This window comes from Bradyrhizobium arachidis (assembly GCF_015291705.1).
GTDB lineage: Bacteria > Pseudomonadota > Alphaproteobacteria > Rhizobiales > Xanthobacteraceae > Bradyrhizobium > Bradyrhizobium arachidis.
On record NZ_CP030050.1, the window covers coordinates 5112634 to 5135613 of the forward strand.

Annotated in this window: 26 protein-coding genes and 1 tRNA gene; 16 read left to right on the forward strand and 11 right to left on the reverse strand. The window is 58.6% G+C overall.

Annotated features, from left to right (window positions below; all coding sequences use genetic code 11):
* Positions 1–172: 172 nt before the first annotated feature.
* The 4 genes from WN72_RS23850 (at position 173) to WN72_RS23865 (ending at position 2693) form a co-directional block, all read left to right on the forward strand.
* The gene (locus tag WN72_RS23850) at positions 173–934 is read left to right on the forward strand and encodes an SIR2 family NAD-dependent protein deacylase (RefSeq protein ID WP_092216296.1); all 762 of its coding nucleotides are present in this window, start codon (positions 173–175) and stop codon (positions 932–934) included.
* A gap of 198 nt (positions 935–1132) precedes the next feature.
* On the forward strand, positions 1133–1768 hold the full coding sequence (locus WN72_RS23855) for a cold-shock protein (protein WP_027557961.1): 636 nt from the start codon (positions 1133–1135) through the stop codon (positions 1766–1768).
* 247 nt (positions 1769–2015) lie between these two features.
* Positions 2016–2498: a DUF192 domain-containing protein gene (locus tag WN72_RS23860; protein WP_244553756.1), complete on the forward strand. Its 483-nt coding sequence runs from the start codon at positions 2016–2018 to the stop codon at positions 2496–2498.
* 118 nt (positions 2499–2616) lie between these two features.
* Positions 2617–2693: transfer RNA gene (locus WN72_RS23865), tRNA-Pro, on the forward strand.
* Positions 2694–2787: 94 nt separating this feature from the next.
* On the opposite strand, the gene WN72_RS23870 is transcribed toward WN72_RS23865, so the two are convergent.
* Positions 2788–3030 (reverse strand): helix-turn-helix domain-containing protein, encoded by a 243-nt coding sequence (locus tag WN72_RS23870; protein WP_430640369.1) that lies wholly within the window; start codon positions 3028–3030, stop codon positions 2788–2790.
* A gap of 128 nt (positions 3031–3158) precedes the next feature.
* On the opposite strand from WN72_RS23870, the gene WN72_RS23875 reads away from it, so the two are divergent.
* From WN72_RS23875 to WN72_RS23910, 8 genes are all read left to right on the forward strand, one after another.
* Entirely contained in the window at positions 3159–3452 is a 294-nt protein-coding gene (locus WN72_RS23875) for a hypothetical protein (protein WP_092216299.1), read from the forward strand.
* A gap of 839 nt (positions 3453–4291) precedes the next feature.
* Entirely contained in the window at positions 4292–5557 is a 1266-nt protein-coding gene (locus tag WN72_RS23880) for a patatin-like phospholipase family protein (RefSeq protein WP_092216300.1), read from the forward strand.
* A gap of 342 nt (positions 5558–5899) precedes the next feature.
* Positions 5900–6451 carry a hypothetical protein gene (locus tag WN72_RS23885; protein WP_143130603.1) on the forward strand — a complete coding sequence of 184 codons (552 nt, stop codon included), beginning with the start codon at positions 5900–5902 and terminating at the stop codon, positions 6449–6451.
* A gap of 206 nt (positions 6452–6657) precedes the next feature.
* Positions 6658–7908, forward strand: a complete 1251-nt coding sequence (locus WN72_RS23890) for an SH3 domain-containing protein (RefSeq protein ID WP_244553760.1) — start codon at positions 6658–6660, stop codon at positions 7906–7908.
* Positions 7909–8224: 316 nt separating this feature from the next.
* Entirely contained in the window at positions 8225–9346 is a 1122-nt protein-coding gene (locus WN72_RS23895; protein ID WP_167380829.1) for a phage tail protein, read from the forward strand.
* A 2-nt stretch (positions 9347–9348) separates the two neighbouring features.
* Positions 9349–12576, forward strand: a complete 3228-nt coding sequence (locus tag WN72_RS23900; RefSeq protein WP_143130605.1) for a hypothetical protein — start codon at positions 9349–9351, stop codon at positions 12574–12576.
* 8 nt (positions 12577–12584) lie between these two features.
* Positions 12585–13046, forward strand: a complete 462-nt coding sequence (locus WN72_RS23905) for a DUF1192 family protein (protein WP_092216304.1) — start codon at positions 12585–12587, stop codon at positions 13044–13046.
* A 288-nt stretch (positions 13047–13334) separates the two neighbouring features.
* Positions 13335–13565 (forward strand): hypothetical protein, encoded by a 231-nt coding sequence (locus tag WN72_RS23910; RefSeq protein ID WP_092216305.1) that lies wholly within the window; start codon positions 13335–13337, stop codon positions 13563–13565.
* Between the two features lie 182 nt (positions 13566–13747).
* On the opposite strand, the gene WN72_RS23915 is transcribed toward WN72_RS23910, so the two are convergent.
* Genes WN72_RS23915 through WN72_RS23925 form a run of 3 tightly spaced genes read right to left on the reverse strand, consistent with a single transcriptional unit; the run spans position 13748 to position 15696 of the window.
* Complete coding sequence (locus WN72_RS23915) at positions 13748–14530, reverse strand: hypothetical protein (RefSeq protein WP_143130606.1); 783 nt, start codon at positions 14528–14530, stop codon at positions 13748–13750.
* Positions 14531–14566: 36 nt separating this feature from the next.
* Positions 14567–15244 carry a hypothetical protein gene (locus WN72_RS23920; protein ID WP_092216307.1) on the reverse strand — a complete coding sequence of 226 codons (678 nt, stop codon included), beginning with the start codon at positions 15242–15244 and terminating at the stop codon, positions 14567–14569.
* A gap of 29 nt (positions 15245–15273) precedes the next feature.
* The gene (locus WN72_RS23925; protein WP_092216308.1) at positions 15274–15696 is read right to left on the reverse strand and encodes a hypothetical protein; all 423 of its coding nucleotides are present in this window, start codon (positions 15694–15696) and stop codon (positions 15274–15276) included.
* Between the two features lie 337 nt (positions 15697–16033).
* Between WN72_RS23925 and WN72_RS23930 the strand changes: the two genes are divergently transcribed.
* The 4 genes from WN72_RS23930 (at position 16034) to WN72_RS23945 (ending at position 19163) form a co-directional block, all read left to right on the forward strand.
* Positions 16034–16939, forward strand: coding sequence for a hypothetical protein (locus tag WN72_RS23930; RefSeq protein WP_143130607.1), 906 nt, complete (start codon positions 16034–16036; stop codon positions 16937–16939).
* A 563-nt stretch (positions 16940–17502) separates the two neighbouring features.
* Positions 17503–18063, forward strand: a complete 561-nt coding sequence (locus WN72_RS23935) for a hypothetical protein (protein WP_143130608.1) — start codon at positions 17503–17505, stop codon at positions 18061–18063.
* A gap of 78 nt (positions 18064–18141) precedes the next feature.
* Positions 18142–18912, forward strand: a complete 771-nt coding sequence (gene ligD / locus WN72_RS23940) for a non-homologous end-joining DNA ligase (RefSeq protein ID WP_244553761.1) — start codon at positions 18142–18144, stop codon at positions 18910–18912.
* A gap of 62 nt (positions 18913–18974) precedes the next feature.
* A complete protein-coding gene (locus WN72_RS23945; RefSeq protein ID WP_194482922.1) occupies positions 18975–19163 on the forward strand; it encodes a hypothetical protein in 189 nt (62 codons plus the stop codon).
* 399 nt (positions 19164–19562) lie between these two features.
* On the opposite strand, the gene WN72_RS23950 is transcribed toward WN72_RS23945, so the two are convergent.
* The 7 genes from WN72_RS23950 to WN72_RS23980 all read right to left on the reverse strand — a co-directional run bounded on the left by WN72_RS23950 (position 19563) and on the right by WN72_RS23980 (position 22849).
* Positions 19563–19796, reverse strand: a complete 234-nt coding sequence (locus tag WN72_RS23950) for a hypothetical protein (protein ID WP_092216313.1) — start codon at positions 19794–19796, stop codon at positions 19563–19565.
* Positions 19797–19811: 15 nt separating this feature from the next.
* Entirely contained in the window at positions 19812–20051 is a 240-nt protein-coding gene (locus WN72_RS23955; protein WP_092216314.1) for a hypothetical protein, read from the reverse strand.
* On the reverse strand, positions 20048–20263 hold the full coding sequence (locus WN72_RS23960; RefSeq protein ID WP_084334564.1) for a hypothetical protein: 216 nt from the start codon (positions 20261–20263) through the stop codon (positions 20048–20050). The genes WN72_RS23955 and WN72_RS23960 overlap by 4 nt, the downstream gene beginning before the upstream one ends.
* Before the next feature lie 428 nt (positions 20264–20691).
* The gene (locus WN72_RS23965; RefSeq protein WP_092216315.1) at positions 20692–21003 is read right to left on the reverse strand and encodes a ribbon-helix-helix domain-containing protein; all 312 of its coding nucleotides are present in this window, start codon (positions 21001–21003) and stop codon (positions 20692–20694) included.
* Positions 21004–21798: 795 nt separating this feature from the next.
* Complete coding sequence (locus WN72_RS23970) at positions 21799–22011, reverse strand: hypothetical protein (protein ID WP_092216316.1); 213 nt, start codon at positions 22009–22011, stop codon at positions 21799–21801.
* Between the two features lie 258 nt (positions 22012–22269).
* A complete protein-coding gene (locus WN72_RS23975; RefSeq protein ID WP_092216317.1) occupies positions 22270–22509 on the reverse strand; it encodes a hypothetical protein in 240 nt (79 codons plus the stop codon).
* A 40-nt stretch (positions 22510–22549) separates the two neighbouring features.
* The gene (locus WN72_RS23980) at positions 22550–22849 is read right to left on the reverse strand and encodes a hypothetical protein (RefSeq protein WP_092216318.1); all 300 of its coding nucleotides are present in this window, start codon (positions 22847–22849) and stop codon (positions 22550–22552) included.
* Positions 22850–22980: the final 131 nt, after the last annotated feature.

The window sequence follows — 22980 nt, forward strand, 5'->3', positions numbered from 1 at the left end:
GCATTGGCGCTTCTGATTGGGGCGTCAATGGGGAGGAGGCATTGCAGGATTGTGATATGCGAAGGGCGGAAGAAATTGCCGAGCGCATCGGGTTCGCGCTTCATAAGAGCGTCAGCGATCTTGTCGCTTGCGCCTGTTGCAGCTAAGCCAAAACGGATTCGGGAGACCGCTCATGATTGCATCGGATCTTCGCAGCGGCGTCGAGCGACTCGGCGACATGATCGCCGAAGCCAAAACCATCGTGCCGTTCACCGGCGCCGGCATCTCGACCGAATGCGGCATCCCCGACTTCCGCTCGCCGGGCGGGCTCTGGACGCGCTACCGTCCGATCGAGTTCGGTGAGTTCGTCGCGAGCCAAGAGGCGCGCGACGAATCCTGGCGCCGCCGCTTCGCAATGGAGGAGGTGTTCGCGGCGGCAAAGCCCGGCCGCGGCCATCGCGCGCTCGCCTCGCTCTACCGCGCCGGCAAGATCCCCGGCGTGATCACCCAGAACATCGACAATCTGCACCAGGCCTCGGGCTTCGCGCCCGAGCACGTGATTGAACTTCACGGAAATACTACCTATGCGCGTTGCATCGGATGCGGGCAGGCCTATCCGCTCGACTGGGTGAAGCGCCGCTTCGACGATGACGGCGCCGCACCCAATTGCACGGCGTGCGACGAGCCGGTGAAAACCGCCACGATTTCGTTCGGCCAGATGATGCCCGAGGACGAAATGCAGCGGGCAACCGAGCTGTCACAGGCCTGCGACCTCTTCATCGCGATCGGTTCCTCGCTCGTGGTGTGGCCTGCGGCGGGCTTTCCGATGATGGCGAAGAACGCCGGCGCGCGTCTCGTGATCATCAATCGCGAGCCGACCGAGCAGGACGACATCGCCGACCTCGTGATCCATCACGACATCGGCGAAACCCTCGGGCCCTTTGTCGCAAATTGAGGCATCAATTTGATTCGCGGCTGTGCAAGCTGTTCATAGGTTCCGGCGAATCTCTTTTTTATCTATGCCTCGCAACCGGGAGTGTTATCTTTTGAGTCGAAAGATTCGCGTCGCGTCGAATTGAGAACATTCTCTTAAGACGCGTGATTCGAGAGCCGCCAATGTGGCGGGTTGCATGGCAGTGTGGGGTCCGGGGTTATGGGGTCGTCGGACGGATTTGAGTCCAAGAAGGTCGGAGTTCCAGCGGTAGGCGAACACGGCGGCGCCGGTCGCGACAGCGCGCTCAGTCCCTTCACCGGACTTGGTGAGGGCAGCGCCAACCTCGTCGAGGTTCATGGCGTCATCAAATGGTTCGACGCCTCAAAGGGCTACGGCTTCATCGTTCCCGACAACGGCTGGCCCGACGTGCTCCTGCACGTCACCGTGCTCAGGCGCGACGGCTTCCAGACCGCCTATGAGGGCGCCCGCATCGTCGTCGAATGTGTGCAGCGCGCCAAGGGCTACCAGGCCTTCCGCGTCGTCTCGATGGACGAATCGACAGCGATCCATCCGGCGCAGATGCTGCCGCCGCGCACCCATGTCACGGTCACCCCGACCAGCGGGCTGGAGCGGGCCCAGGTCAAATGGTTCAACCGGCTGCGCGGCTTCGGCTTCCTGACCTGCGGTGAGGGCACGCCCGACATCTTCGTGCACATGGAGACGCTGCGCCGCTTCGGCATGACCGAGCTTCGGCCCGGCCAATATGTCCTGGTCCGCTTCGGGCCCGGCTCCAAGGGCATGATGGCGGCCGAGATCCATCCCGAGACCGGCTCGCCGGGATTGCAGTCGCACTAAAGCGCGATGAGGGATGAATCGTCATCGCGCTTTAGGTTGTTGTTTGAGCATGATCTTTCCGGAACACCGCGCCGCACTTTGCGCTAACGCGGCCCTCCGGGTCCGGATCATGCTTTAGCCCTTCCATTCCCGGAATCGTGACAAGAGGCGCGTCGGCAGGCCGGCGCGCCTCTGGCTTTTGTCATGATCGCCGCGTAAGGACTGTTCCAGTCCCACCCGCTCCGAGTGCCATTTCATGACTTTTGCCATGACTTTTCCCATGCGTCTCGCCATGGGATTTGCCAAAAGCCTTGTCGCCAGCCTTGCCGCCATCCTCGTCATCGCCGGCCTTGCCGCCGCCAATGCCGCCAGCTTCCAGCCGCTCGAGATCGTCACCAAGAACGGCGTGCAGGTGTTCTCGGTCGAGATGGCGACCACCGAGGAGGAGAAGCAGACCGGCCTGATGTACCGCAAGGAACTGGCCGACGGCAATGGCATGCTGTTCGACTTCAATCCCGAGCAGGAAGTGTCGATGTGGATGAAGAACACTTATGTCTCGCTCGACATGATCTTCATCCGCGCCGACGGCCGCATCCTGCGCATCGCCGAGAATACCGAGCCGCTGTCGACCAAGATCATCTCGTCGGGAGGGCCCGCCCGGGCCGTGCTTGAGGTGGTGGCGGGAACGGCGCAGAAATACGGCATCCGCCCCGGCGATCGCGTCGGTCACCCGCTGTTCGGCAGCAAATAGCACCGCCCGGCCGGGGGCCTTGCCAGCCTTGCTGGCGCCGGTTTGTAAGCTTGCTGGCGGCGTTTGTGAGCTTGCTGGCGCTTTGGGAAGCGTGTATCGACGGGGCTCACCGGACATTCGGGGTATAGCGCAGCCTGGTAGCGCGGCAGTTTTGGGTACTGCAGGTCGTTGGTTCGAATCCAGCTGCCCCGACCAACTAACCCGCTGAAACTGCGGCGACATTCGTTCTCCTTTCCATGATAATTGCGCCCGCACTATCTCCGGGGAAGCACCGGGGAAGCGCGAGCAACTATCTTGGCTCCTTTTTGAGCCTAGTGACACCTTCTCCGCGATCGTAGGAAAACTCAATTCGGGCCTTCGCAAACGCAGTTTCGATCGCTTGTGCAGTTGCGCGCGTGCCTGGGATAGGGCCGGGCTCTTTCTCGAGACGTTTGATTGTCGGCAGGGAAATACCGGCCTTTTCGGCTAAGTCAGCCTGTTCCCATCGCAACAGTGCGCGCGCCGCGCGCACCATTTCGCTTGTCAGCATCATTTTGATCAACTCTCCCGTTGACACCTGAAGTATAAACTTGTTATACCTGAAGTGTCAATAGCAGCCGAGCCGAATCGAAGCGGACACTCCGATCCGGCTCTAACCACAGCAGAGAAGGATCTCTCACCATGGCTAACCGCAACGGTAACATCTCGCGTCCTTCAAGTTCAAATTTCGACCTCGCCGTTTTTGCAAAGCGCGAGGTCGACCGGGCGGGAGAGGACGACACCGCTTACGAGCGCGCGATCGTCACGTTGGAAACCGCGCCGGCGACGACGCCGCAGGGCATCGCGGCGAAGTTCGACTTGTTGTGGTCGCGTATTGAGATGCTTGTGGAGGATGAGGACAGTTTGAGCGTGATCGCCGATCTTGCCCGCGGCATCGGCGACGGTCTGATCCACCTGCAGCGCGAAGCAGCTTAGATCCAAGTCAACAGCGGGGAGGGGCGACGGTGAGTCCCTTCCATCGCTGAAGCGGTCCTGGCCGGAGACCATCCCCGGCCCGCTCCCCACCCCTAGGGGGGAGCCGCCCGTTTGGCGTCCAAAAGCCGCAAAGCCGCTTCACTAATTTTTTGATTCCGAAAAGTGCGGGGTCAAGCGCTCACTGCGGGTCGTCGGCAACGTCAGCCCAAAATTCCGATTCGCTCCAGCGGGTCGATCACTTGCCTGCCTATTGAGGACCCTATGGCGCACCTCTTGAGCACGTTCTTCACCAGCTAGTATTTTCCTAAGTAGAACTTGAGCCCGCGAGCTGTCTTCCTGTTTTTCGGATCACGTTCCAGCGTTACGCTTTTGGTTGCGGCCGCGACATCCTGTTTCAGTCTCTTGAGACCGCTTTCGAAGGATTCATCTCTGCACTGCTTTGCGTAATCTTCCGGTCAAGGTCGGTGATTTCTCGCGGTTGATATTGAGGGGGCGTCGGCCGCCTGTTGAGAAGGCGCGTTATTCTGAAACGACCTCGCGTCCAACTGGCTGGGCGCGTCTCGGCTTCGGATTCGATGATGTTGGGACTGCGCTTGTGCAGTCCACAATGCCGGTGGACGCTTGCAAAGCAAAATCGCAACCGCGATGTCGCACCCCAAGGTGTGTCAACCCGTCAGTGCAGCCTAGCTAAAAAATGAGTATACTTGATTGAAGGAGCCGCGACGGAGTTACTTCATTGCAATCCGCTTCTTTAAGTTCTTCAGACCAAGCATCAAATAAAAATAAGGTGGCGTTTGATGCGCTGATTATGAAAGGCGGAGGAGTGAAGGGCCTCGCCTTTGCTGGAGCAGTTCGAGAACTCGAACGGATTTTTTGATTTCCACGCCTTTGTGGGTACCTCTGCGGGTGCGATCGCTGCCGTCCTCCTTGCCGCTGGTTTTACCGGCGAACAGCTAGAACAGAAGCTTCGTCGCAAGTCCTTTCGAGATTTTCTTGATGGAAAGGTTTGGAGTGCCCCTGTCACCTTCTGGTTCAACCGCGGGCTGCATCCAGGGTACTCCTTCATAGACTGGCTCCGTGAGCAGTTGCATGAGCGCCTGCCCAAGCAAAGCGACGTCAGGATGCAGGATCTTCCCCGGCGTGCGGTGATTTACGCATCGACAAGGGATGCTGGAGAAATTGTCTTCGACACCAATGGCGAACATAAGGAAACTGCGGTCCATACGGCTGCTCGTTGCAGCATGTCGATACCCTATTTTTTTCAGCCTCAGTGGTTCGATAACCGTCGTGTTTATGACGGCGGTCTGCTCAACAACTACCCTGTCCAGATCTTCTTGGAACAGGAGAGGCATCGAACTTTAAATGGTCCACAGCCTGAATTCCTCGCACTTTACCTCGGATCCAGCAAGCCTCGCTCCCTTAAACCGGGTCTGATCTTCGCAGATCTCATGTCGATATCGATCGACAAGAACGACACTAAACTGATCGAGCGCTATAAGTCGCAGACTTTACTAATCGACACCGATCCGATCGGAACAATCGACTTCGACCTCACAGATGGTGAGAAAGATTACCTTGTGCGACAAGGACAAGTAGCCGCCCTAAATTACCTTGGTGGAAGGGGTCTGCTGGACGCTGTTGAGTTGCAGTCTCTCGCTCAAATGCGGGCTCGGCTAGATGTGCTGCGTACTGAAATCGTAGGATCGAGGCAGACGGTTCGTAGCCGCACTCGCATGCGCAGGCTTCTGGCAGTTGCGGCGTTAGGCTGCGTTGTTGCCGTCGTCGGCTTCACTTTGCGACCCATGAGCTTCAACAAGGTGCTTCAGCCTTGTCAACTCAGGGCCACGATCGAACCGTCTTCTGGCGAAATCAGGCCACTCTTCCTGACCGTTTCAACGAACGGAAAATACAAAAGCTACCCCGTCCAACCTTCAACGCCCATCGATTTTTCTGTTCAACCAGAGAATGTTTCGCGTTATGATCTGATCATAGAGTGGTCCGATAAAACGCAATCAAATTTCAGCGCCTTCTCCGGCTGCAAGCCTGTGGATAGAAGGAAGTCAGAAGATGAGCGCTCTACCTTACGTCTTGCGCCTCTCAATTAGTCTCTCATTCTTCCTTGTCTGCTCGTCCGCGGCTTTGGTTGCGGCAGACGGCTTCGTTGGCGGTCGCGTACTGGATGCGATAACGAAGCGTCCGGTAGCGGGTGCGGACGTGCACGTCGAGTATGCATCTCAAAAGATTGGCGGCGGCAGAACGGGCACGGACGGCGTCTACCAAGTTTCTTTCGTCGTTCCACCCTCGACGTCCGCTGAAGCGTTCGTGACTGTGACTGCCGGTAGTGCTGATCACGGGCCGGAAACACGAAATTTGCGCGTGAGCAGCGGACAGTCGGCTGCTGTTTTGGACATAGAAATCTTCCCAGCCGGACCAAATCTGACCATTCGGTGATCGTTGGTAATTTCTTCCCACCCGCCGGAGCGGTGTCGGAACTATCCCGACGGATCGCCACGTCGTTGGAATTTGCACTCAAGACACGATTGCAAGCGGTTCACTTGACACTCGCGAAGCAACCGTCGTTTGAACCTTGCGAGTCGGCTAAGCCGATCACGACCAAGCTCGGTACTAACTATGCCAAGGCGCTCAAAGCTGATGCTTTCGTAGCTGGTGATGTGGCGCAAAAGGCAGGATCACCAGCATACTCGGTTAGCTTCTACGTAAGCGACGCCTATGATTTCTTCGCCGATCCTCAGGTTGCTTCGAACCCAAGTCTCGATCTTAACTCGCCTAGTGGTGCATCGGTATCAGATGCGACGCATGCTGCGGTGTTGACGTCGATTGCTGCTGGCTTAGCGAAGAAGAACGACTGTGTGAATTCAATTAAGGTTATCGCCGTCGCCGAACAACTGATGGATCCAATCCCTTCATATTTGATGAGTCTACGGAAGGAATGCGAATCGCGTACTCCCAACATCGACCTACGGAGGATCTCCCAATGAGGTTCCTTGGTCTTACTTGGGTCACCTTGATTTCTTTCGCATGTATCGTATGCGCCTCCCATGCACGGGCGGGAGAGGAAAGGTCTCTGGCCTTCGAATATGAGCGTCTGGATAGACTACAAAGACAAGTTGAGACACTACCTGCCTTTCGTGAGGCCGAACGCCTGCGGTTCGAGATACGTCAACTGAGAAGAGAGTTGGACTTTGTGAATTCACAGCGATCATCGGCGCCGTACGGAGTACCTAATAGGCTGGAGGTCGACCGTCTGAGATCGAAAATCGTCGACCTGGAAAATCAACTGGCCACGAACTCAAAAATGATCGTGGATTTCCGTGAGGCCGCTGGAGGCGGAGCTTCCGGTCGATTGTTTCCCGGGGTCTCTAACCGGTTGGCGGTGTTTACATTCGACGATCCACACGGAACACGACTTGGCGACGCGGTTTCATTCTTATTGTCCAAGAAGTTACTCTTTTCCGCGCCCGTCTCTTCCTTTGCGATCGTGAACTACCACGAAGGCGTCGAGCGATCACCGGCGGCGACCGCTTCGACCGGTCAGACTACATATTTTGACAAGGTCGATGCCGTTACGAGGGATCAAGGCTTCCTGCTGGCCGTATGGGGACGCATATCGCGTACGGAGAAGGGAATTCGGGTTGAATCCTTTCTTCAGGTTCCTGCCGATGCCAATCAGACAAAGTACATGCGTCAGATCCGGCTGCCTGACGCGATGGGTGGCGGCTCGTTGACTGCCCGACTCAAGTCGGACCGCGTCCCGATTCAGCGCATTGATATCAATGTTGGCGAGGCAGATGGCCTGAAAGTCGCAGCGTCGCAAGTCGCGATCCTGAGAGCTCGGGCGAATACCGAATCTCGCGTCGTGGGGCGCCTGGAGGGGCGTTATTCAATTATCGGTTCCGATGGTGATTGGGTTGAACTGCAACTTTCCGACGGCCGCCGAGGCTGGACCAGTGTCGAGTCCTTTTGTTCTGGGACTTGCAGAAAACTGTTGAATATCGCGGAGTTCACCAACGCGATCGTTGCGATTATTTCCGGCTCTACGCGATCAAGCCTGCCATCGGGCCTGACACGAGACGCTGCGGCTATGTCACAAGAGCTTGCTGCCGTGGCCTCGCTTCCCAATAATCCCAACCGAGCTATTGAGATCGCCCAAACATGGATTAGGAGCCAAAAGACTGCCGCTCCCGGTTTCGAGAATGTGCTCGCCGTGGCTAAAATGCAAAATGAGCTCGTGCGAGCAAGTGCCAGCGGCACGGCCTTCAGCGAGGTTCGCTTGAGCAAGGCGACAGTCGAGCAGCTGATCGAGCCGTTGGTGGAAGCGTCAATCTCCGATCCTAGCGATCGGACCATCGTGAAAAATCTAGTGCCTTTGTTTGATTATGTCGGCGATACGCGCAGGCGGGATCTGGCGGCAGAAATATCGTCCAATCTCAACTGAGTCGAAGATCAAAAATCCGGCGTCTAATGCCGTGACCACTTAGTCGACTGATGACCTTCAATCCAGGAAGCAGATATTAGAAGGTTAGGGCCTGCTTCGGTCCTGCCTACGCAGCCAATCTCCCATATCGGGCTTCCAGCTGCCGGGTCCATTTCAAGTGCCGGCCGAGGCGTGCAGTTGCGTTGTGCTCGACCTAACTGCCGTAACTTTTCGCCAACCTAATTCCTCTATAGTTATGTCCACGGACGCAACGCCGCTTCGCCGACGGCACCCACCGCGCAATCCCGCGCACTTCCTCTCACCCCGTCGGCGAGCAATGTCATCAACGCCATACGACCGTCAAACGTCCTTTGCGCTTCAGAGCGCCGAGAATCCCAAAGATCAGATTCCTGGAAATATCTTCGACGCGGAGTTCAACGCCGTCAAGCTGGCGATGGACGACACCCAACAGAACCTGTCCTTGATCCAGGACGACGATGGTGCGCTGAAGCGTGGCTCGGTTGGTCGTGCTCAGTTCGACAGCAGCGTAACCATCGGTTTCGCCGCGCCGTCGCAGTGGGCGAGCGGCGTCCTCTACACGGCCGACGTCAACACCGTTTTTTACAACTCGATCTTCTACATCGCCAACACCACCCACACGTCCGGCGTAGGCTTTGAAGCGGACAAATGGGACGAGATCGCCGATTTCACCGCGGCCGCTGCCATCTCCGACGGCTCTATAACGTCCTCCAAGCTGGCCGACGGCGCCGTCGCGGGAAACAAGTTGGCCGACGGCGTTGTGGCCAACTCGAAGTTGGCGACCGGCGCTGTATCGACAAACAAGGTCGCCGATCAAGCCATCACGAATCCTAAGATCGCTGACGCTGCCGTGAGCTTCACCAAACTGGCCCCCGACGCCAACCAAGTCATCCCAGCCGGCGCGCTGATGCCGTACGCTGGCGGTGCGGCGCCCACAGGCTGGTTGTTGTGCAATGGCCAATCGCTGCTTCGTACGGATTATCCGTCGCTTTTCGTCGCGATCGGCTCGACTTACGGCGCTGCTGACGGTACTCACTTCACTCTTCCAGACATGCGCGGCCGCATTCCGGCAGGCGTCGATGGGGGCGCAAACCGTCTAACGTCCAGCTTCTTCGGGGCCACAGCGGCCCTCGGCGCGACTGGCGGTTATGAGAGCCACACCCTGACGACGGCGCAACTGGCCTCGCATTCGCACGCGAATACGTTGAACGACCTCGGCCACGTTCACAGCGGGGCCTTGAACACAGGCGCTTTCTTTGGCTCTCCGGGCGGCGCCACTAATGTTGCAGGCAACGCAACGACCAACACGGGGTCTTCCACCACAGGCATCACGATCACCAACGCATCCGCGGGAGGCGGCGGCGCGCACAACAACGTTCAGCCGACGATTGTTCTGAACTACATCATCAAGGCCCACTGACGATGCCGCAGGTCATAGAGTTCGAGGGACGGCGCCACGAATTCCCGGATGATTTCACGCAAGCGGACATTCAGCGCGCATTGAGCACGATGGCAGGGGCCCCGCGGTTGCCTGAAGTGGGAGCATTCGGACGTCGATTTCCGATGGTCAACGGGGCGATTGCTGTTCAGGCGCCCCGGCCAATTCAAGTGCAGGGGCCCAACGGAGCGATCGTAGAATTCCCGGCCGGCACCTCCAACGAAGAGATGATCTCGGCTCTTCAAAAGCACTATGGTGGGGCGACGCAGCCGCGAATTCCACCGCTTCCTCCCGATTTCAAGCTGGATGCCCCAACGGGTGCGCCGGAGCTGCCGCCTCTTCCGCCCGCACAAGCACCCGTGCAGGCGCAGCCGAAGCTCGTTCCCGTCGACCACGATCCTTTCGCTGTTCCGGCGGCGCCCGTCACGACGCCCTCCGGTCGCATCTACGTCTCGCCGGCCAACGTCGAGCCCAAGCCCATTGAGCGCCCCGCGTCGATCCTGCCGAGCAGCGTCGGCGGCGCGGTGCGCGACTTCCAGGTCGGCGCCCAGGGCGTCGGCAAAGGCCTCACCGACATCGTCACTGGTCCATTTGACCTCGTGGCCGGCGCGCAGAACGCGCTCGTCTCGGGCATCAACAGGCTCGCCGGCACGAACATCCCGATGGCCACGCCGGCGTCCAAGCTGGTCGAGAAGGCCGTCGACGCAACCGGCATTCCGGTCATCGATCCCGCCACGATGTCGCGCAGCGAGAAGCTGGCATACGACGTCAACCGGTTCGGCACCCAGGCCGTCGGCACCGGCGCCATGCTGGCGCAGCGCGCTCCAAGCGTCGCAGCCGCAGCAACCCGCTCTGAGACGGTGCCAGAGCGAGTCTTGGACCACATGGCCAGGCCCTACACGGAGGCGCCAGCCCGTACACTGCTCGGCGATACGATCGGTGGTGCGGGTGCCGGTGTCGCCGTCAACGCATCCGACAACTACGTTCCTGACGACGCGAGCGTTTTCGGGCATTACGTCGGGCGTGGCCTCAAGGACGTCACGAACCTGCTTGCACCACTGGCCGGAGCTTCAGGCGCGAATACATTGCAGGCCAGCGTCGAAGGCCTCGGCGGCCTGATCCGCAATATTGCGTCGAAGACTTTCACGTCTGCGCCGGCTCCGATCCCTCTCAACCCAACCACCAGAGCGCCGTACGGTAGCGCCGACGTCAACCGCGCCGCGGCCAAGCTCCAATCGGCCGCCACAGGCTCTCCTCGGGCGCTGGCCCAGGATATCCGCGAGAACGCCGCCGCGCTTGCCAAGTCTGAGGAAGGCGGAGTGCCGCTCCAAGCCTCGGCTATGCCAACCTCGGGATTGCTCTCACGCGACCCCGGCCTTATCGCTGCCGAGCAGTCCGCCCGCCTGAAATCATCACCCGACTTCGTCAAGCGCGATCAGAACGTCAAAACCGCTGCGGCCGAGCGCGTGGAAGCGATGCGCGATCCGGAAGCGGACCTGGGCGCGGTCATGCGCCGCGCAGCTGAATCGCGGGCGGACCGGGTGGATGCCGCCGAACGTGAAGTCTTGCAGCGCGAGGAGGCAGTCAACTCGCTAGATCAGATCCGGCGCGACCAGGGGCTGCCTTTTGGTGCCGTGGCCAACAGCGAGGCCAAGGCCAGTGCATCGCGCCGGCTCGACCGAGCACTTGTAGAGCAGACCTATCTTCCGGCCCGCGCCGAAAAGAACCGCCTCTTCGACGCCGCACTGGGCCGCCATCAAGAGCTCCCGGCGGATGATGTGTTCGGAGCGATTGACCGCATCCGCGCCGGCGCGAATAACTTGGCACCCGGAACGCTCCCCGAAGACTTCATGCGCCGGCTGAACGAGCTGCGGCCTCAGCTGGTCGAACACCCGCCGGAAAGCGGTCAGATGGTGAATGTGGGCGGCCCCGGCACGGCGCTCGGAGGAGACCTGGCCGACCTCCGCAAGTTCATTGGCCCGGCGCAGCAGCAGGCGCAAGCCCGCGGCAACTTCGATTTGGCCGACAATCTCGGCCGGCTCCGCGCAGCCATCAACCGCACCATCGAAGGCGCCCCCGGCTACGCCGAAGCCAACGCCAATTACGGCCAGTTCGCCGAGCGCTTCCGCCCCGAGCCGAACGATGCGATGGCCAAGTTCACCAGGGCGATTGATCGCGGCGGCCAGAACGCCGACGGCGAGCTCAATCGCGGCGCCACCCGGCCGAGCGAGACCGCGGGCCGCTTCCTGAACAGCGCCGAGAATGCTGCGACTCTGCCACGTGCGCTGCAAGGGTCGCCGGCGATGACGGCTGCCGAGACAGCGCTGCGCGATCATTACCGGTCGAGCTTGGCTATGTCCGCGCTGAACCCAGACGGGACGATCAACCCGATCCGAGCGTCGGCGTGGGCAAACAGCCACTCGGAAATCCTGGCCCAGTTTCCTGCAATCCGCCGGGAGTTTGATGATATCGTCGCTCAGGCGCGGCGCGGCGAGCAGTTGTCGACGCAGGCGCGTGCTGATCTGGAGGCAGCCCGAAGTGCGCGGAAGGCCACTGAAGCCGAAGTCGACCGATCTGTGGTCGGCACTTTGATCCGCGAAGACCCCCGCGAGGCTGCGTCAAGCATCCTCAGTGATAAGTACGGGGGGCCGAAGAAGCTGGACGAAATCAATGCCCTGGTGCGAAATGACGCGCACGCGATGCGTGGATGGAAGTCAGCGATGTCGGAAGTTCTGGCCGACAAGGTTCAGGGCACGCGGCAGGTGGGCGAGACACTCGAGGTCCAGTTCGCCCGCCTGGCGAAAGAATTCAAAGACAACGAGGCTCTGCTCGCGAAGACCTTCTCGCCTGAGGAGATGAGCAATCTTCGTCAAGCGCATAAGATCCTGTCTTACTTCAAGGAGGCCGAGAAGCGCGCCACAGTTGGCTCGGACACCGCGGAGAAGATCAGTATTCCGGGCTGGGCTCAATTAGCCGTCCGTCACTTCAAAGGCGATCTCGCCGGCGGCGGCCTCATCAAGAGGTTCAAGTTGCTCCTCGAGATGCTGCCTTCAAACAAGCAGAATGCAGACGAGATCATTCATCTGGCCTGGTTCGATCCGAACGTGGCGGCGTATCTCCTTGAGCGGCCGATCAAGAACCCGAACGTGCCGCAGTACAACATCGACTTGCGTCGTCTCATTGCGGCCGCAAATGCGTCGCGCGAACAATAGGAGCTTAGATGCCTTCCATCGCGGCTTACGATCTCACGGACCAGCAGCGAACATTGGTGCGCCTTATCGTTAACGAGGGGAGACGGCCGGAGGAGGCCGCGGAGCTCGCTGGCTATCACCCGAAGTCCGTCTACAAGACAATGAGGCTGCCCGCGGTTGCCGCTGCGATCTCTGAGTCAATCCAACTCGATCTTGCAGTGGTCGGCGCGCCCTTGGCGTATCGAGTCGCGAAGTCGCTGCTCCAGGACGCCAGCGTTAGTGCCCGCGTCCGAGCTGATCTCTCGATCAAAGTGTTGGATCGGGCAGGGCACATCGCGCCGACCCGCAAGGACACTACTTTCCACCAAAAATCGCTTTCAGAAATGTCTCGTGACGAGCTTGCCGCCTTCATTGCGAACAATCAGGCCGAGATCGACAAGATCGAGGCCGAGCTGGCGTCCCGCGCGAAGGACGTGTCCTACCTCGGTTGAGCCTGCAGTTCCGCTTCACGAATTGAATCTGGCTCGAGGCTCAGCGCGAAATCCTCGCCGCGTCGCTCAGCTCCGTCGCACGTGTTTCGAAGGTCACGCGTGAAAAGGCGAGGCCGGCGGGCTCGCGAAAGAAGCGTCGCGCAGCCTGATCTACCGGCTCCGCGAAGAACAGATAGCGACAAGCCCCCGCCGTTGGCCGGCGAGGGCTGCGCGAATGGAGAAGGTGAGGCTCGCAGACGAGGTGTCACCGCCAGGACCCGCATCAGTGAAAACGCAAGTTAGACGGAAATGGTGAGAGTTCACCCGCAGTATTTCTCGGACTGGGAAAACCCGCCCGAATACATCAAGGCGCTGGAGCTTGTCCGAAGGCTCGGTACCCGTGAGGGCTGGTGTCGCGACCACGTCCTCGCCATCCAAGTCGCCATCGATCAATACGCCGAAGCCGCGCTGGGCAACCGCGAATTCTTCCTCAACAAGCCGTATGGCATCGGGCCCCGGAGCCAGACTGATATTCCGTAGTTACCTCTTCTCGGCCTGACCGTGGTTCGTGCCGCTTTCCGGTCTGATAGATGCCGGTACGCATGCACTTCTTCCTCAAGGAGACGAACACTGAACAAGAAGTGCTTTGTCGGCTGGCCAAACAGCGCAGGTCCTTCGGGATCCGAACAATCGTCGGGCAACCGCCGTGTGCGATACGGTAATTATCTTCGGCCCGGGATCAAGCCGAGGGCCAATATATCGCCTGTTTCGAGTTGGAAGTGATTTTTTAGCTGAGCCGAGAATAGCCCGACAGGGTAGTAGCCATCTGATTTTGTAGCCTTAGTCACATTCGGGTAAATCCCCGCGAGGACTGTCGTGCCTGGATTGATCGTCAAAGAAAAAGGCTCGGGGTGTCCCCGGACTTGCTTGTATTCTCTGAGAGACGAGAAAATGCGATCGCTTTTTTCCCACAAGACACGATCATTGTCGTCGTAGACGTTGTCAAGCGGCGTGTCGGATATCAACGTATAGGCAAGGAAATTGACGGGCGTTGCGTTCGTATTTTTGATAATCAGCCAAAAAGGCGTGCTTGTATCAGTTGATTTTGCAGTTAGGTTTTTGAGAGCATCTGAAAAGTCATCATCGAGTTGCAACAGGTAGTTGTTATTGAAGCGGAGCGAACGAAGCCTGAGATAGCGAGCAATAATGTCGTCGGGCCTCACCCAGCCCAACAGCGGACTGTAAAGTTTGTGACGCGGCGGACAACGAAAGTCGCCCACATCTTGCCCGCCAGTTCCCCGATAAAGCCCGAAACTAACAAGACAGATCACGCCGTCGAAGCCGGAGCAGCGGTTAACCCCGCACAAAAGTGCCGGCGTTCCACAGGGAGAAGGGATAACGGATGGCTGGGGCCGGTCCGAGATGGGGCAGCTGGGTGTCACTTGGGATATTGCGCGTGCCGGCGAAAGCAAAGCCAACGCGAGGATTAGCCAATACTTGCGCATCAGACGCCTTTGCAAGAAGTGGGCGACATAATTGCATTACGCGAAGAACATTGAGATCAGAGGAGCGAGCGCAACGGCGCTCTTGATCAGCGAGTTTAAGTTAAAGTCCGCCCCCGAGGTCACGGAAGGGTAGAAGCCGCGTGACTGAGGTTGCCCTTGGAAGGCATACGGTGCGACTCCCCAATAGGGAATCGAAGGCCTCGGGGCCCCTTGCGCACGATAGGTTCTGGGCAGGACACTGCCTCCGGAATCACGGATAAACTCGGCAAGTGAGCCTGCATTTTGATTGATGTAGCCGTAGGGATCTCCGCGCAAAAACTGTTCATCGCTGTCGCCGAGTTGCCACGGTCGCGAGGGAACGCGGGAAAACAGGGAAAAATTCTGTGGCTGATCATATGGGTTCACATAAATCGGGGCAGCCTGGGTGGGCGGGGCGTTAGGTTGTAAGAGCTGCGTGGCGGTGGAAACGAGCCCAGGGAGGCTCCCGATAGCCGGCGCGGCAATTTGCGCCGCGCTGGCGGCTAGATTAACGCCTTGCTGGATCAATCCTGGCACTATCCTGGCGGCATTATTGACAAAGCCGCCCAAGCCTTGAAGGAGCGCACCCCCGATCCCCCCGAGGTTGAAAGCCTCTGCAGAATCAACACCTCCCAGTGCAGGCAATATGATAAGTCCGGCGGCGCCCTGAAGGGCGGTTCGGCGCGAGAGGTTCATGGTCCAATCCCCTTGAGTATCGCCAACACTTACTGGACGAAACAGTCCTTAACAGTTCCGACTATTCGCCTAACCCGAACAACGTTCACCTCGGTGACAATGCTGACAGAAACGTCAAATAAGCCATCGGCCGTCTTATCGCCGGGAGACAGAACAACGTTATCGGTGTTCAACAGGCCCGGTAGATTCACTTCCCTCTGCTGGCCAAAAAGTTCGGTAGTAACATTGAGTTGGAACTGCACATATACACTGCGGGTTCGATCGACAGTGTCGTCGTCGTCGCTCGTATCGACAACCTGGTAGGCTATTTCCACCATGTTCCCCTTGATCGTCGGCTGGACGTTTACAACGCGCGCGCTGCATTGGCTGTGCGCCGCATCGACACAGCCGACGACAATCGAAAGAGCAACGAATACAACAGCAGCTGGGTGCAGCAATCTACCGGTCTTCATTTGTCACCTCGGCAATTGAGGTACAAAAACAGGCAGCCAGACCTAATGGCGCCACACGGAACGATCCATTGTGCGACCCGTGCAGGGACCGGTCAAGGGAGCTGCAGACATCCTGTTGCTGGATTAGCGGGCGGCAATCGACGCGAGGGCCGCTGACTCCCCCTCTTGGCCTCGCACCGTCTGCTTCCGAGGGCTGGACGGAAAGCCATCGTGGACACGCCGAGGGCAGCCTTTGACCCGTTGCGGAATTCGTGTTCGTACGGTCGGCCTGAACCTGCTACAATTGGAGTTGTTGGAGCCAAGCGAATTGGCCTCAGTGAAGCGACAGAGGGATTGCTTGGGCGCAGCGACAAGACACCGGCAAGCCTTCCTGCGAAATCACAAGACGTGTGCCTTCTGCGGCGGAGGCGCGCCGTCCTCGACGATCGAGCATTGCCCGCCACGCGCGTTGTTCCAGCATCGCCAGTGGCCCGAGGGCTTCGAGTTTCCCGCCTGTCAGGCGTGCAACAAGGGCAGCAGCGACCATGATCTTTTGATCGCGATGCTCGCGCGTATGGATCCGTTCGAGGACAAGGGCAACCGCGACGGGGCTGCGGAAGGTCTCATGAAGGCGGCGCACCGTCAGCATCCGGAGCTGTTCCGGAATATGATGATGCGCGCGAACCAGGCGCGCCGCGCGAACCGTGAGCTCGGGCTGCGGCCGGGGCCGGGACAGACGCATCAGGATACGCATCTTGCCAACGTGACCGACGAGATGCGTGAAGCCGTCGACGTGTTCGCGGGCAAGCTTGCGAAGGGAATCTACTACATGCACGCGGGCGCGATCTTCCCCGGGGACGGCTGTCTCGTGATGTGCTGGTTCACGAACACCGACTTGCTGCGCGATGGCAAGTTTCAGTTGTTCGACGTCATGAAGGACGTGGCCGGCGAGGCGCCGGCGTTGGCTCGATCCGGCAAGTTCTTGAACGACCAGTTCGAGTACAAGTTCTCGCTGTCCGATGAGCAGCACCTACTTGCGCTGCAGGCGAGGTTCGGCAACGCCTTCGGCCTCATTGTGTTCGGCGCCACCACGCCTGGCTGGCTAGAGCAGCACATCCAGCGTATGGAGGATACAATGGCGCGCGAAGACGGCGGCCCGTTCCGGATCCTTCAATCGACGGTGCTGCCCCTGGGCCAGAGGCCCGGCGAAAATGCCGATCGAGCAGCCAAACAAAGTTGCAGTGCGCCATGGATCTTGGCATAGCGGTTCACGGTGGGTGCGCCTTCCGTGAACGGGCTGCGTAAGTAGCGATCGCCTATGCCGCCGACGTAGACGGGGCAGAGCATCAGCGAGCACCGCGGCGGATGAGGCGATGGGCCTCGCGCTTGTCGGCCGTGCTCATAGGCGAGCCGGCATGGTGGCGGCCATGCGGGCGGCATGCTCGGGGAATTGGATCAGGACCGCGTCAATCTTGCGGACCAGCTGATTGATGGTCGGCATCACAACTCCGAAGATGTGAGGGGAAGGGAAATTCTTGCTGGGAACATGCCGACTAACCTTAGACGGCTCCGGCGCTTATCTCCGGCACATCCATGGCGATGCCGGATCAGCTTCCGAAGGTGTCCCTCTCATGTGCCCCAGCAAGGATTTAGGTGATTACCTGCCAGATCAGGGCGAGTAGGACCGCCCATCCGAGTGTACGACGGGACACGTAGAGAACCGCAAGGTGTGACAAAATGTACGCAGGGCGCCGAGCGGCCCGCTATTGCAACAGGTAATTGCAACCAGATAAACTTTAGCGTCCTTCATAGCATGGAGTGCCGGATATGGTGCAACGCATGCTCGCAGGTGGACTTATTGTTGCCGCGCTTTCCCTTTGCGCTGGTCGCACGCAAGCACAAGACTACGCAAAAGCTCTGGTCGACATCGCGGATGCCGCTGATCGAATTTGCGGCATAGTTTCTACGCACGGCGACGTAACCGAAATTCGGGGCGGCGTGAAAGCCGAAGTGGACAGTCTCGTGACGAAGCTGGCCGGCGTTGGCGTCTCGATCGATGCCAACGCTTCGAAGAAGACGTTCGACAATGTCTCTCAAAAAGCCGTCGCGGATCAACTAACGGACTCCAGGAACTGCAAATACAAGGTCTTCAACGATCTGCAAGACAAACTCATTCCCTCAGAACCAAAAGGCAGCGCGCCTTCGAGACAAAAACGCAGCGCGCTTCCCGATGGGTGCGATCCGCCGTTTACCCCCGACAATATGGGACCCGGAATGATACCTTCCGGTGTGAATGACGTCGTCGTGAAACGGAATACCAAGGACCCATGCTCGACTGGAGGCACTTGGCGCAAAATTAGCGGCGTTTGGCGGAAGATCGCAGATTGATCCTCTCCGGCTGCTAGCCGCCACTAACTGGAACACGGAGGCTGCTATAAATACGACGGCTACCGCATTCAGCTTCGCATCGACGGAGATGATCGTCGCGCCTACACGCGAAACGGCCACAACTGGGTTCACAAATTCTCCGTCATCGCCGGCGCCTTCGACATCGAAGGTCAGGCGATCGTTGACGGTGAGGTCGTCGTCGTCCACGAGGGGCGACCCAATTTCTCCGAGCTGCAGGCCGACCTCGCGAGAGGGAATCAGGATCGCTTAGTTTACTTCGCTTTCGATCTCCTTTGGCTTGATGGCCAAGACCTCCGGAGGCTTTCCCAGCTTGCGCGTAAGGAGCTGCTCAAGGAGCTAATCGAGAGCAACGAGATTAAGGATCCTATTCTCTACAGCGAACACCATGAAGGTGACGGGCAGGCGCTGTTCGAGGCAGCCAGCAGGCTTAAGTACGAGGGCATCATCTCCAAACGAGTGGATGCTTCTTACCGATCGGAGCGGGTTGAAACGTGGCAGAAGATCAAGGCCGTTCAGAAGGGAAAATTCCCTGTGGTCGGATTCATCAAGGACCCCTCGGGGGTCGCAGCTCTCTATCTCGGTAAGAAGAAAGGGAGAGATCTTGTATATATGGGCAAGGTCGGCACGGGATGGAGCCGGACCACCTCGCGCAAGATCAGGGATGCACTCGATAGTGTAGTTAGCCCCAAGAGTAGATTGAGTAAGCAACTCAAGAAGCCCAAGGCGACTTGGGTCGAGCCGAAGTTTGTTGCCGAAATCGAGTATCGCGACATAACTTCCGAAGGACTGCTACGCGCCAGCTCATTCAAAGGTCTAAGCCGGAAATAAACTTATGTTTCTGCGATCAACTGCACGCTGACGTACAAGCAATTCGTCAGAAGGAGCGTGCGATGGGATTGAAGCGCAGGCGATTCAAGCAGACAGATTCTCTCGAGACGCGGCTTGAGCAATTTGCCCAGGATATGCGAGAGCGCGCGGACGGAAAGCCTCCGGGCGACGAACGTAACGCCTTGCTCAAGCGAGCACGTAATGCTGATCAAGCAATCGACATTGAGCGGCAACTTCGTCAAGACCGCTAGGAGCGCCCAACAGAGAAGCGGTTTAGCTTGGCTCCTCCCAAGTGACCTGAATTGCTTGGGAACGAATCTCGACAATTGTTAGTTGCACGCTCAATACCCGCAACGGGGGCCACGTGTGAGAAGTGTGTCCCTCTCGACAAGCAGATTGCGCGCTACCGCTTCCTGGAGGGTCGCATCAACGACCAGAAAGCGCTAGACGGCATCAAACGATTGATCGCCGAACTGCACGACAAGAAGAAAGCCAACCACCCAGACGAGTAAGTCGTTGTGGCATGCGCCGAAACGCAGAAGAAAAAGGAGAAGTCCAGCCCTAGTGCACGAGCGGTACGACGTCTCGATCTGGGGAGCAGCGTCGGCTGGCGTGGCACGTCGCTACGCTGTCCGTCCGAGCGGCGCATCTTAGTTGTACTCGTTCTCCGGCAAGGAGCCGGCGGGCGGCTTTAGCTCCTCAATTCCCGCTTCAATGATCAACAACTCGTCGCGCACCGCCTCCAACGCCCTGGCAGGATTGATACCTACCACGGCCTCAAGCTGTGCGACCACTTTGCGACGGTGTGAGAGAAGGTCTGATAAAGCCCGCCGGTCCTTCGCCTTTACATAACCGGCGACGATCAGTTCCATTGCTTTCGACATACGAGCACACGCCTGCTAATTCAGCATTCCCTGTCGAAGCTCATTCAGGAGCGCCAATGTGATCTCGCAATTAGGCTTGTGCTTGAAGACTTCCATGTAGACGCGCAGCGCTTCCTGATATTCGCCCTGCTTGAGAGAACCATTTGACTGCAGAGTCAGAACGAGAACCTGAAAAGCGGCCGTCATTGCCTCGAAATAGGCCTTTATGACTTCAGCCGGCGGCGCATCACTGGACGGTGCGGTGGGAGAGGTCATGCTCGGACCTCCGTATCACTCGGCGAGCTCTTTGGTGGGACGTTGATCGGGAAGCCCGAGGCGACAAGCTCATCCATTTTCGAGAGCTCTTCTGCGAGCCGCCGCTCAATAAATTGACACTCCAGATCCGACAGGTTCGTCTTGAGCAGTCGACGGTAGCGATAAACGGTGTTTCTATATGCGCGCATGCGGGCCGATTGTACGTCGAGCATCGTCGTCTCTCCAGACGGTCGCTTGTGGTCCTTGATTTTCTAAAATCGGGATTGGTGTTCCCGGTGCGAAAATAGGCAGCCGGAAATTGATGTCAAGAACGATAAACCGGATCAAGTTCGAGGGTCGCCGCCAACCCGACCAATAGACCCAGGCGGCCCCAACCAGCACCATCAGGACCCATGATATCGCCACCAACGTCCAATCTCGTTTGCTAAGTCAGCCTGAAGCATCTGTTCCCCAAAGGCCGCCTCTGTTGGCGGCCTCTCAAGACTCGCTTGGTTCCCGCATCGACCGTCCCACCCACCTCGCAAACTATTTTCGCCTTCCTGCGGTGATATGGACGATCGGCCCAGCCCTGAGACCCCCGGGTCGAAGCCTCCAGGGCGGGGCCGATCTGCTGCCCGACTTCGGCGGGCGCTCCGCGAACTCACGTTTCCTTGGTAGTTGGGCCACGGCCCGATGCAGCCGGGGCCGACTTTCCGGCGGTCGATATCCCATGATCCTTCTGGGTGATCGCGTCAGCCGCGCGGTTCTTGAAGTAGCCAAGGACGTAGACGCGTATGGCAGACGACAGATTGCCATGCTGCAGGTTGCGCTCGATCTCGCTGGCTAGATCCGACAGTGACATGTCGCGCTGGCGGGAAATCTCTTTCACAGCCGTCCAGAATGCCTCTTCCAGGCTAATGCTGGTCTTATGGCCGCCGACGATGATGGATCGTTTCGCGACGTGCGATTTCATGGCTGTTCCTGGCGTTCGATGGCTTTGCGCTCGCTGCCGTTGTGACGATCATCAATTTGTGTGAAGCCTGCGCGCTAGCGGGTGATGAGCCAAGGTCCTTTCCCGCAGGCCGGGAGCCTTATGTCAGGCACGCGACCACGGCCAGAACGAGATCTGCGCCGAACTCTCCCGAAAAGATCGAAAACAGAATTCCGGCACCAATCGCGGATGCAATCACTTTGAGAGTAATCATTTTGGACTCCTCTCTTAATTCCAAAGTTCAGAGTGAGCGCGGTTTGTTTCCGGAGCGTTTCGAGACCCCGTCAGAACGGCTTCGTTCACCAAGGCGTTACATATCGGGAAAATATGGCAATCTGTGTGTCCTGATTTTCAGGCGGTCATGTCACATCGACTTGCGAAAAGAACGCCATCCAGGCATTGCCTTCGACTGACGCGGCAAAGAGACTTCAACCAACATTTGTTAGTGTCTCGGCCGCTTTAGTTTGGGAGAATCTGGCAGTGCGCGCGTTCTGATTCGCACGCGCCGGCCTCAGCATTAGGTGCCAGCCAGGGGATGCGCTAGACTGTGTTTTTTGTTTTCTTTGCGCCGACGAGAACACCAATAAAGCCGGCGACCACAAGGAACGCCCCTGCGATCATCAGCCAGTGGGGCAACCTCAGCATTGCGACCAGCGATAGCCATGCAGTCTCCGCCAATATCTCTACTCCTTGGCCGCGGGTTCACGCTCTCCGTTAATCACCCGTACCGAGAAGAATAGACGCCCGAGTTCACTGCCTGCTGGCTGCCGCCGGAATTCAGTCCGGCGCTTCACGCCCCTGGGTAGTCAGCTCGTATCGATCGCCGTTCTTCGTCAGCCAGCCGCCCTCGACCAACCTGAGTGCAAACGCTTTCGTGCAAACTGCATGAAAGGCGGCCAACTGATAGATCTGGTCGTTTCGCTCGATCAGGTAGCCGTAGAGCCGGGCCCGCCGCAGAATCCTACGTACCTCTGGCGATAGAACCAACATGATAATCGCTCAAGCATCGGTTGAGGGAGTGTTCCTAAGAATGGCGAGACATTGCGGGGTGCTCATTGCCGCACCTCGCGGTTCACGCTGGTGGACCTCTGTGCTAGCAAATTGGCGTGTCGCGCCGATCGTGCGGAACGTCGCGGCGCCGGCCGCAGGGCCGCAGGGCGGATCAGCGCCTCGCTATGTCCTGCAGCGACGGAATGAGCGGACGCGATCCAGGTCGATAGCCATGCGGTAGGGACGGGTACGATCGATTTACCGTGTACCCCACTCATTATCCGGCAGTGATCCGGGCGGAGGCTCAAGCTCTTTGAGGCCAGCTTCGATCAGCGCCACTTCTTCTTGGATTGCGATAACCGCTTTCTCTGTGGTGACGCCCGAAACGGCTTGCAATTGAGTGAGCATCTCACGGCGATGAGTCAGCAACTCCGTCAGAGCGCGCCGATCCCGCACCCTCACGTAGCTAGCGACAATTAGCTCCATGGCCCTCGACATCGCGCCGCTCCATGCAAACACTGCTGTTCGGGTGCTCGCTCTAGAAGGCTCCTGGCGTTTTCAAACGCGGTTGGGTAAGCGCCGCCAGTCCGGCTTCAGTGATGTGATACTCGATACCGGTTGCTGACGACCGCATCTCCATCCATCCATTGCGGATGAGGGTGAGCTTTGTTTTGGGTCTGTCCTCCAACTTGGAGCTCGCCACCCACTCAACGTCACGTAGCCGATCGAGAAGCTGTCGGTGGTGTTGATTGAAAGTCGAATGACGCTTCTCCCGCTTGCGCGTGTCCCGCAAGGTATGCTCGAGCGGCGACCGTTCTGCTTTCATAACCATCAACATTGCATTTCAATATTGAGGATTTCTTACGCGCCGGGAAGATCTAGCAATTATCAAATCAGCGGAAGGCGCACGACGGTTCGTCTTTACCAATGCCGGTGCGGCCAACGCATCTGGGATGAGTAAGGGTGCCT

Bases quoted from the DNA above. Each gene is read 5' to 3' on its own strand.
- WN72_RS23960 (WP_084334564.1), bottom strand. From the start codon at position 20,263: ATGCTCGACGTACAATCGGCCCGCATGCGCGCATATAGAAACACCGTT.
- WN72_RS23955 (WP_092216314.1), bottom strand. From the start codon at position 20,051: ATGACCTCTCCCACCGCACCGTCCAGTGATGCGCCGCCGGCTGAAGTC.
- WN72_RS23965 (WP_092216315.1), bottom strand. From the start codon at position 21,003: ATGAAATCGCACGTCGCGAAACGATCCATCATCGTCGGCGGCCATAAG.
- WN72_RS23915 (WP_143130606.1), bottom strand. From the start codon at position 14,530: ATGCGCAAGTATTGGCTAATCCTCGCGTTGGCTTTGCTTTCGCCGGCA.
- WN72_RS23935 (WP_143130608.1), top strand. From the start codon at position 17,503: ATGGTGCAACGCATGCTCGCAGGTGGACTTATTGTTGCCGCGCTTTCC.
- WN72_RS23910 (WP_092216305.1), top strand. From the start codon at position 13,335: ATGGTGAGAGTTCACCCGCAGTATTTCTCGGACTGGGAAAACCCGCCC.
- WN72_RS23905 (WP_092216304.1), top strand. From the start codon at position 12,585: ATGCCTTCCATCGCGGCTTACGATCTCACGGACCAGCAGCGAACATTG.
- WN72_RS23980 (WP_092216318.1), bottom strand. From the start codon at position 22,849: ATGTTGATGGTTATGAAAGCAGAACGGTCGCCGCTCGAGCATACCTTG.
- WN72_RS23850 (WP_092216296.1), top strand. From the start codon at position 173: ATGATTGCATCGGATCTTCGCAGCGGCGTCGAGCGACTCGGCGACATG.
- WN72_RS23970 (WP_092216316.1), bottom strand. From the start codon at position 22,011: ATGTTGGTTCTATCGCCAGAGGTACGTAGGATTCTGCGGCGGGCCCGG.
- WN72_RS23860 (WP_244553756.1), top strand. From the start codon at position 2,016: ATGACTTTTCCCATGCGTCTCGCCATGGGATTTGCCAAAAGCCTTGTC.
- WN72_RS23950 (WP_092216313.1), bottom strand. From the start codon at position 19,796: ATGTCGAAAGCAATGGAACTGATCGTCGCCGGTTATGTAAAGGCGAAG.
- WN72_RS23920 (WP_092216307.1), bottom strand. From the start codon at position 15,244: ATGAACCTCTCGCGCCGAACCGCCCTTCAGGGCGCCGCCGGACTTATC.
- WN72_RS23895 (WP_167380829.1), top strand. From the start codon at position 8,225: ATGTCATCAACGCCATACGACCGTCAAACGTCCTTTGCGCTTCAGAGC.
- WN72_RS23875 (WP_092216299.1), top strand. From the start codon at position 3,159: ATGGCTAACCGCAACGGTAACATCTCGCGTCCTTCAAGTTCAAATTTC.
- WN72_RS23855 (WP_027557961.1), top strand. From the start codon at position 1,133: ATGGGGTCGTCGGACGGATTTGAGTCCAAGAAGGTCGGAGTTCCAGCG.
- WN72_RS23945 (WP_194482922.1), top strand. From the start codon at position 18,975: ATGGGATTGAAGCGCAGGCGATTCAAGCAGACAGATTCTCTCGAGACG.
- WN72_RS23870 (WP_430640369.1), bottom strand. From the start codon at position 3,030: ATGATGCTGACAAGCGAAATGGTGCGCGCGGCGCGCGCACTGTTGCGA.
- WN72_RS23975 (WP_092216317.1), bottom strand. From the start codon at position 22,509: ATGTCGAGGGCCATGGAGCTAATTGTCGCTAGCTACGTGAGGGTGCGG.
- WN72_RS23925 (WP_092216308.1), bottom strand. From the start codon at position 15,696: ATGAAGACCGGTAGATTGCTGCACCCAGCTGCTGTTGTATTCGTTGCT.
- WN72_RS23900 (WP_143130605.1), top strand. From the start codon at position 9,349: ATGCCGCAGGTCATAGAGTTCGAGGGACGGCGCCACGAATTCCCGGAT.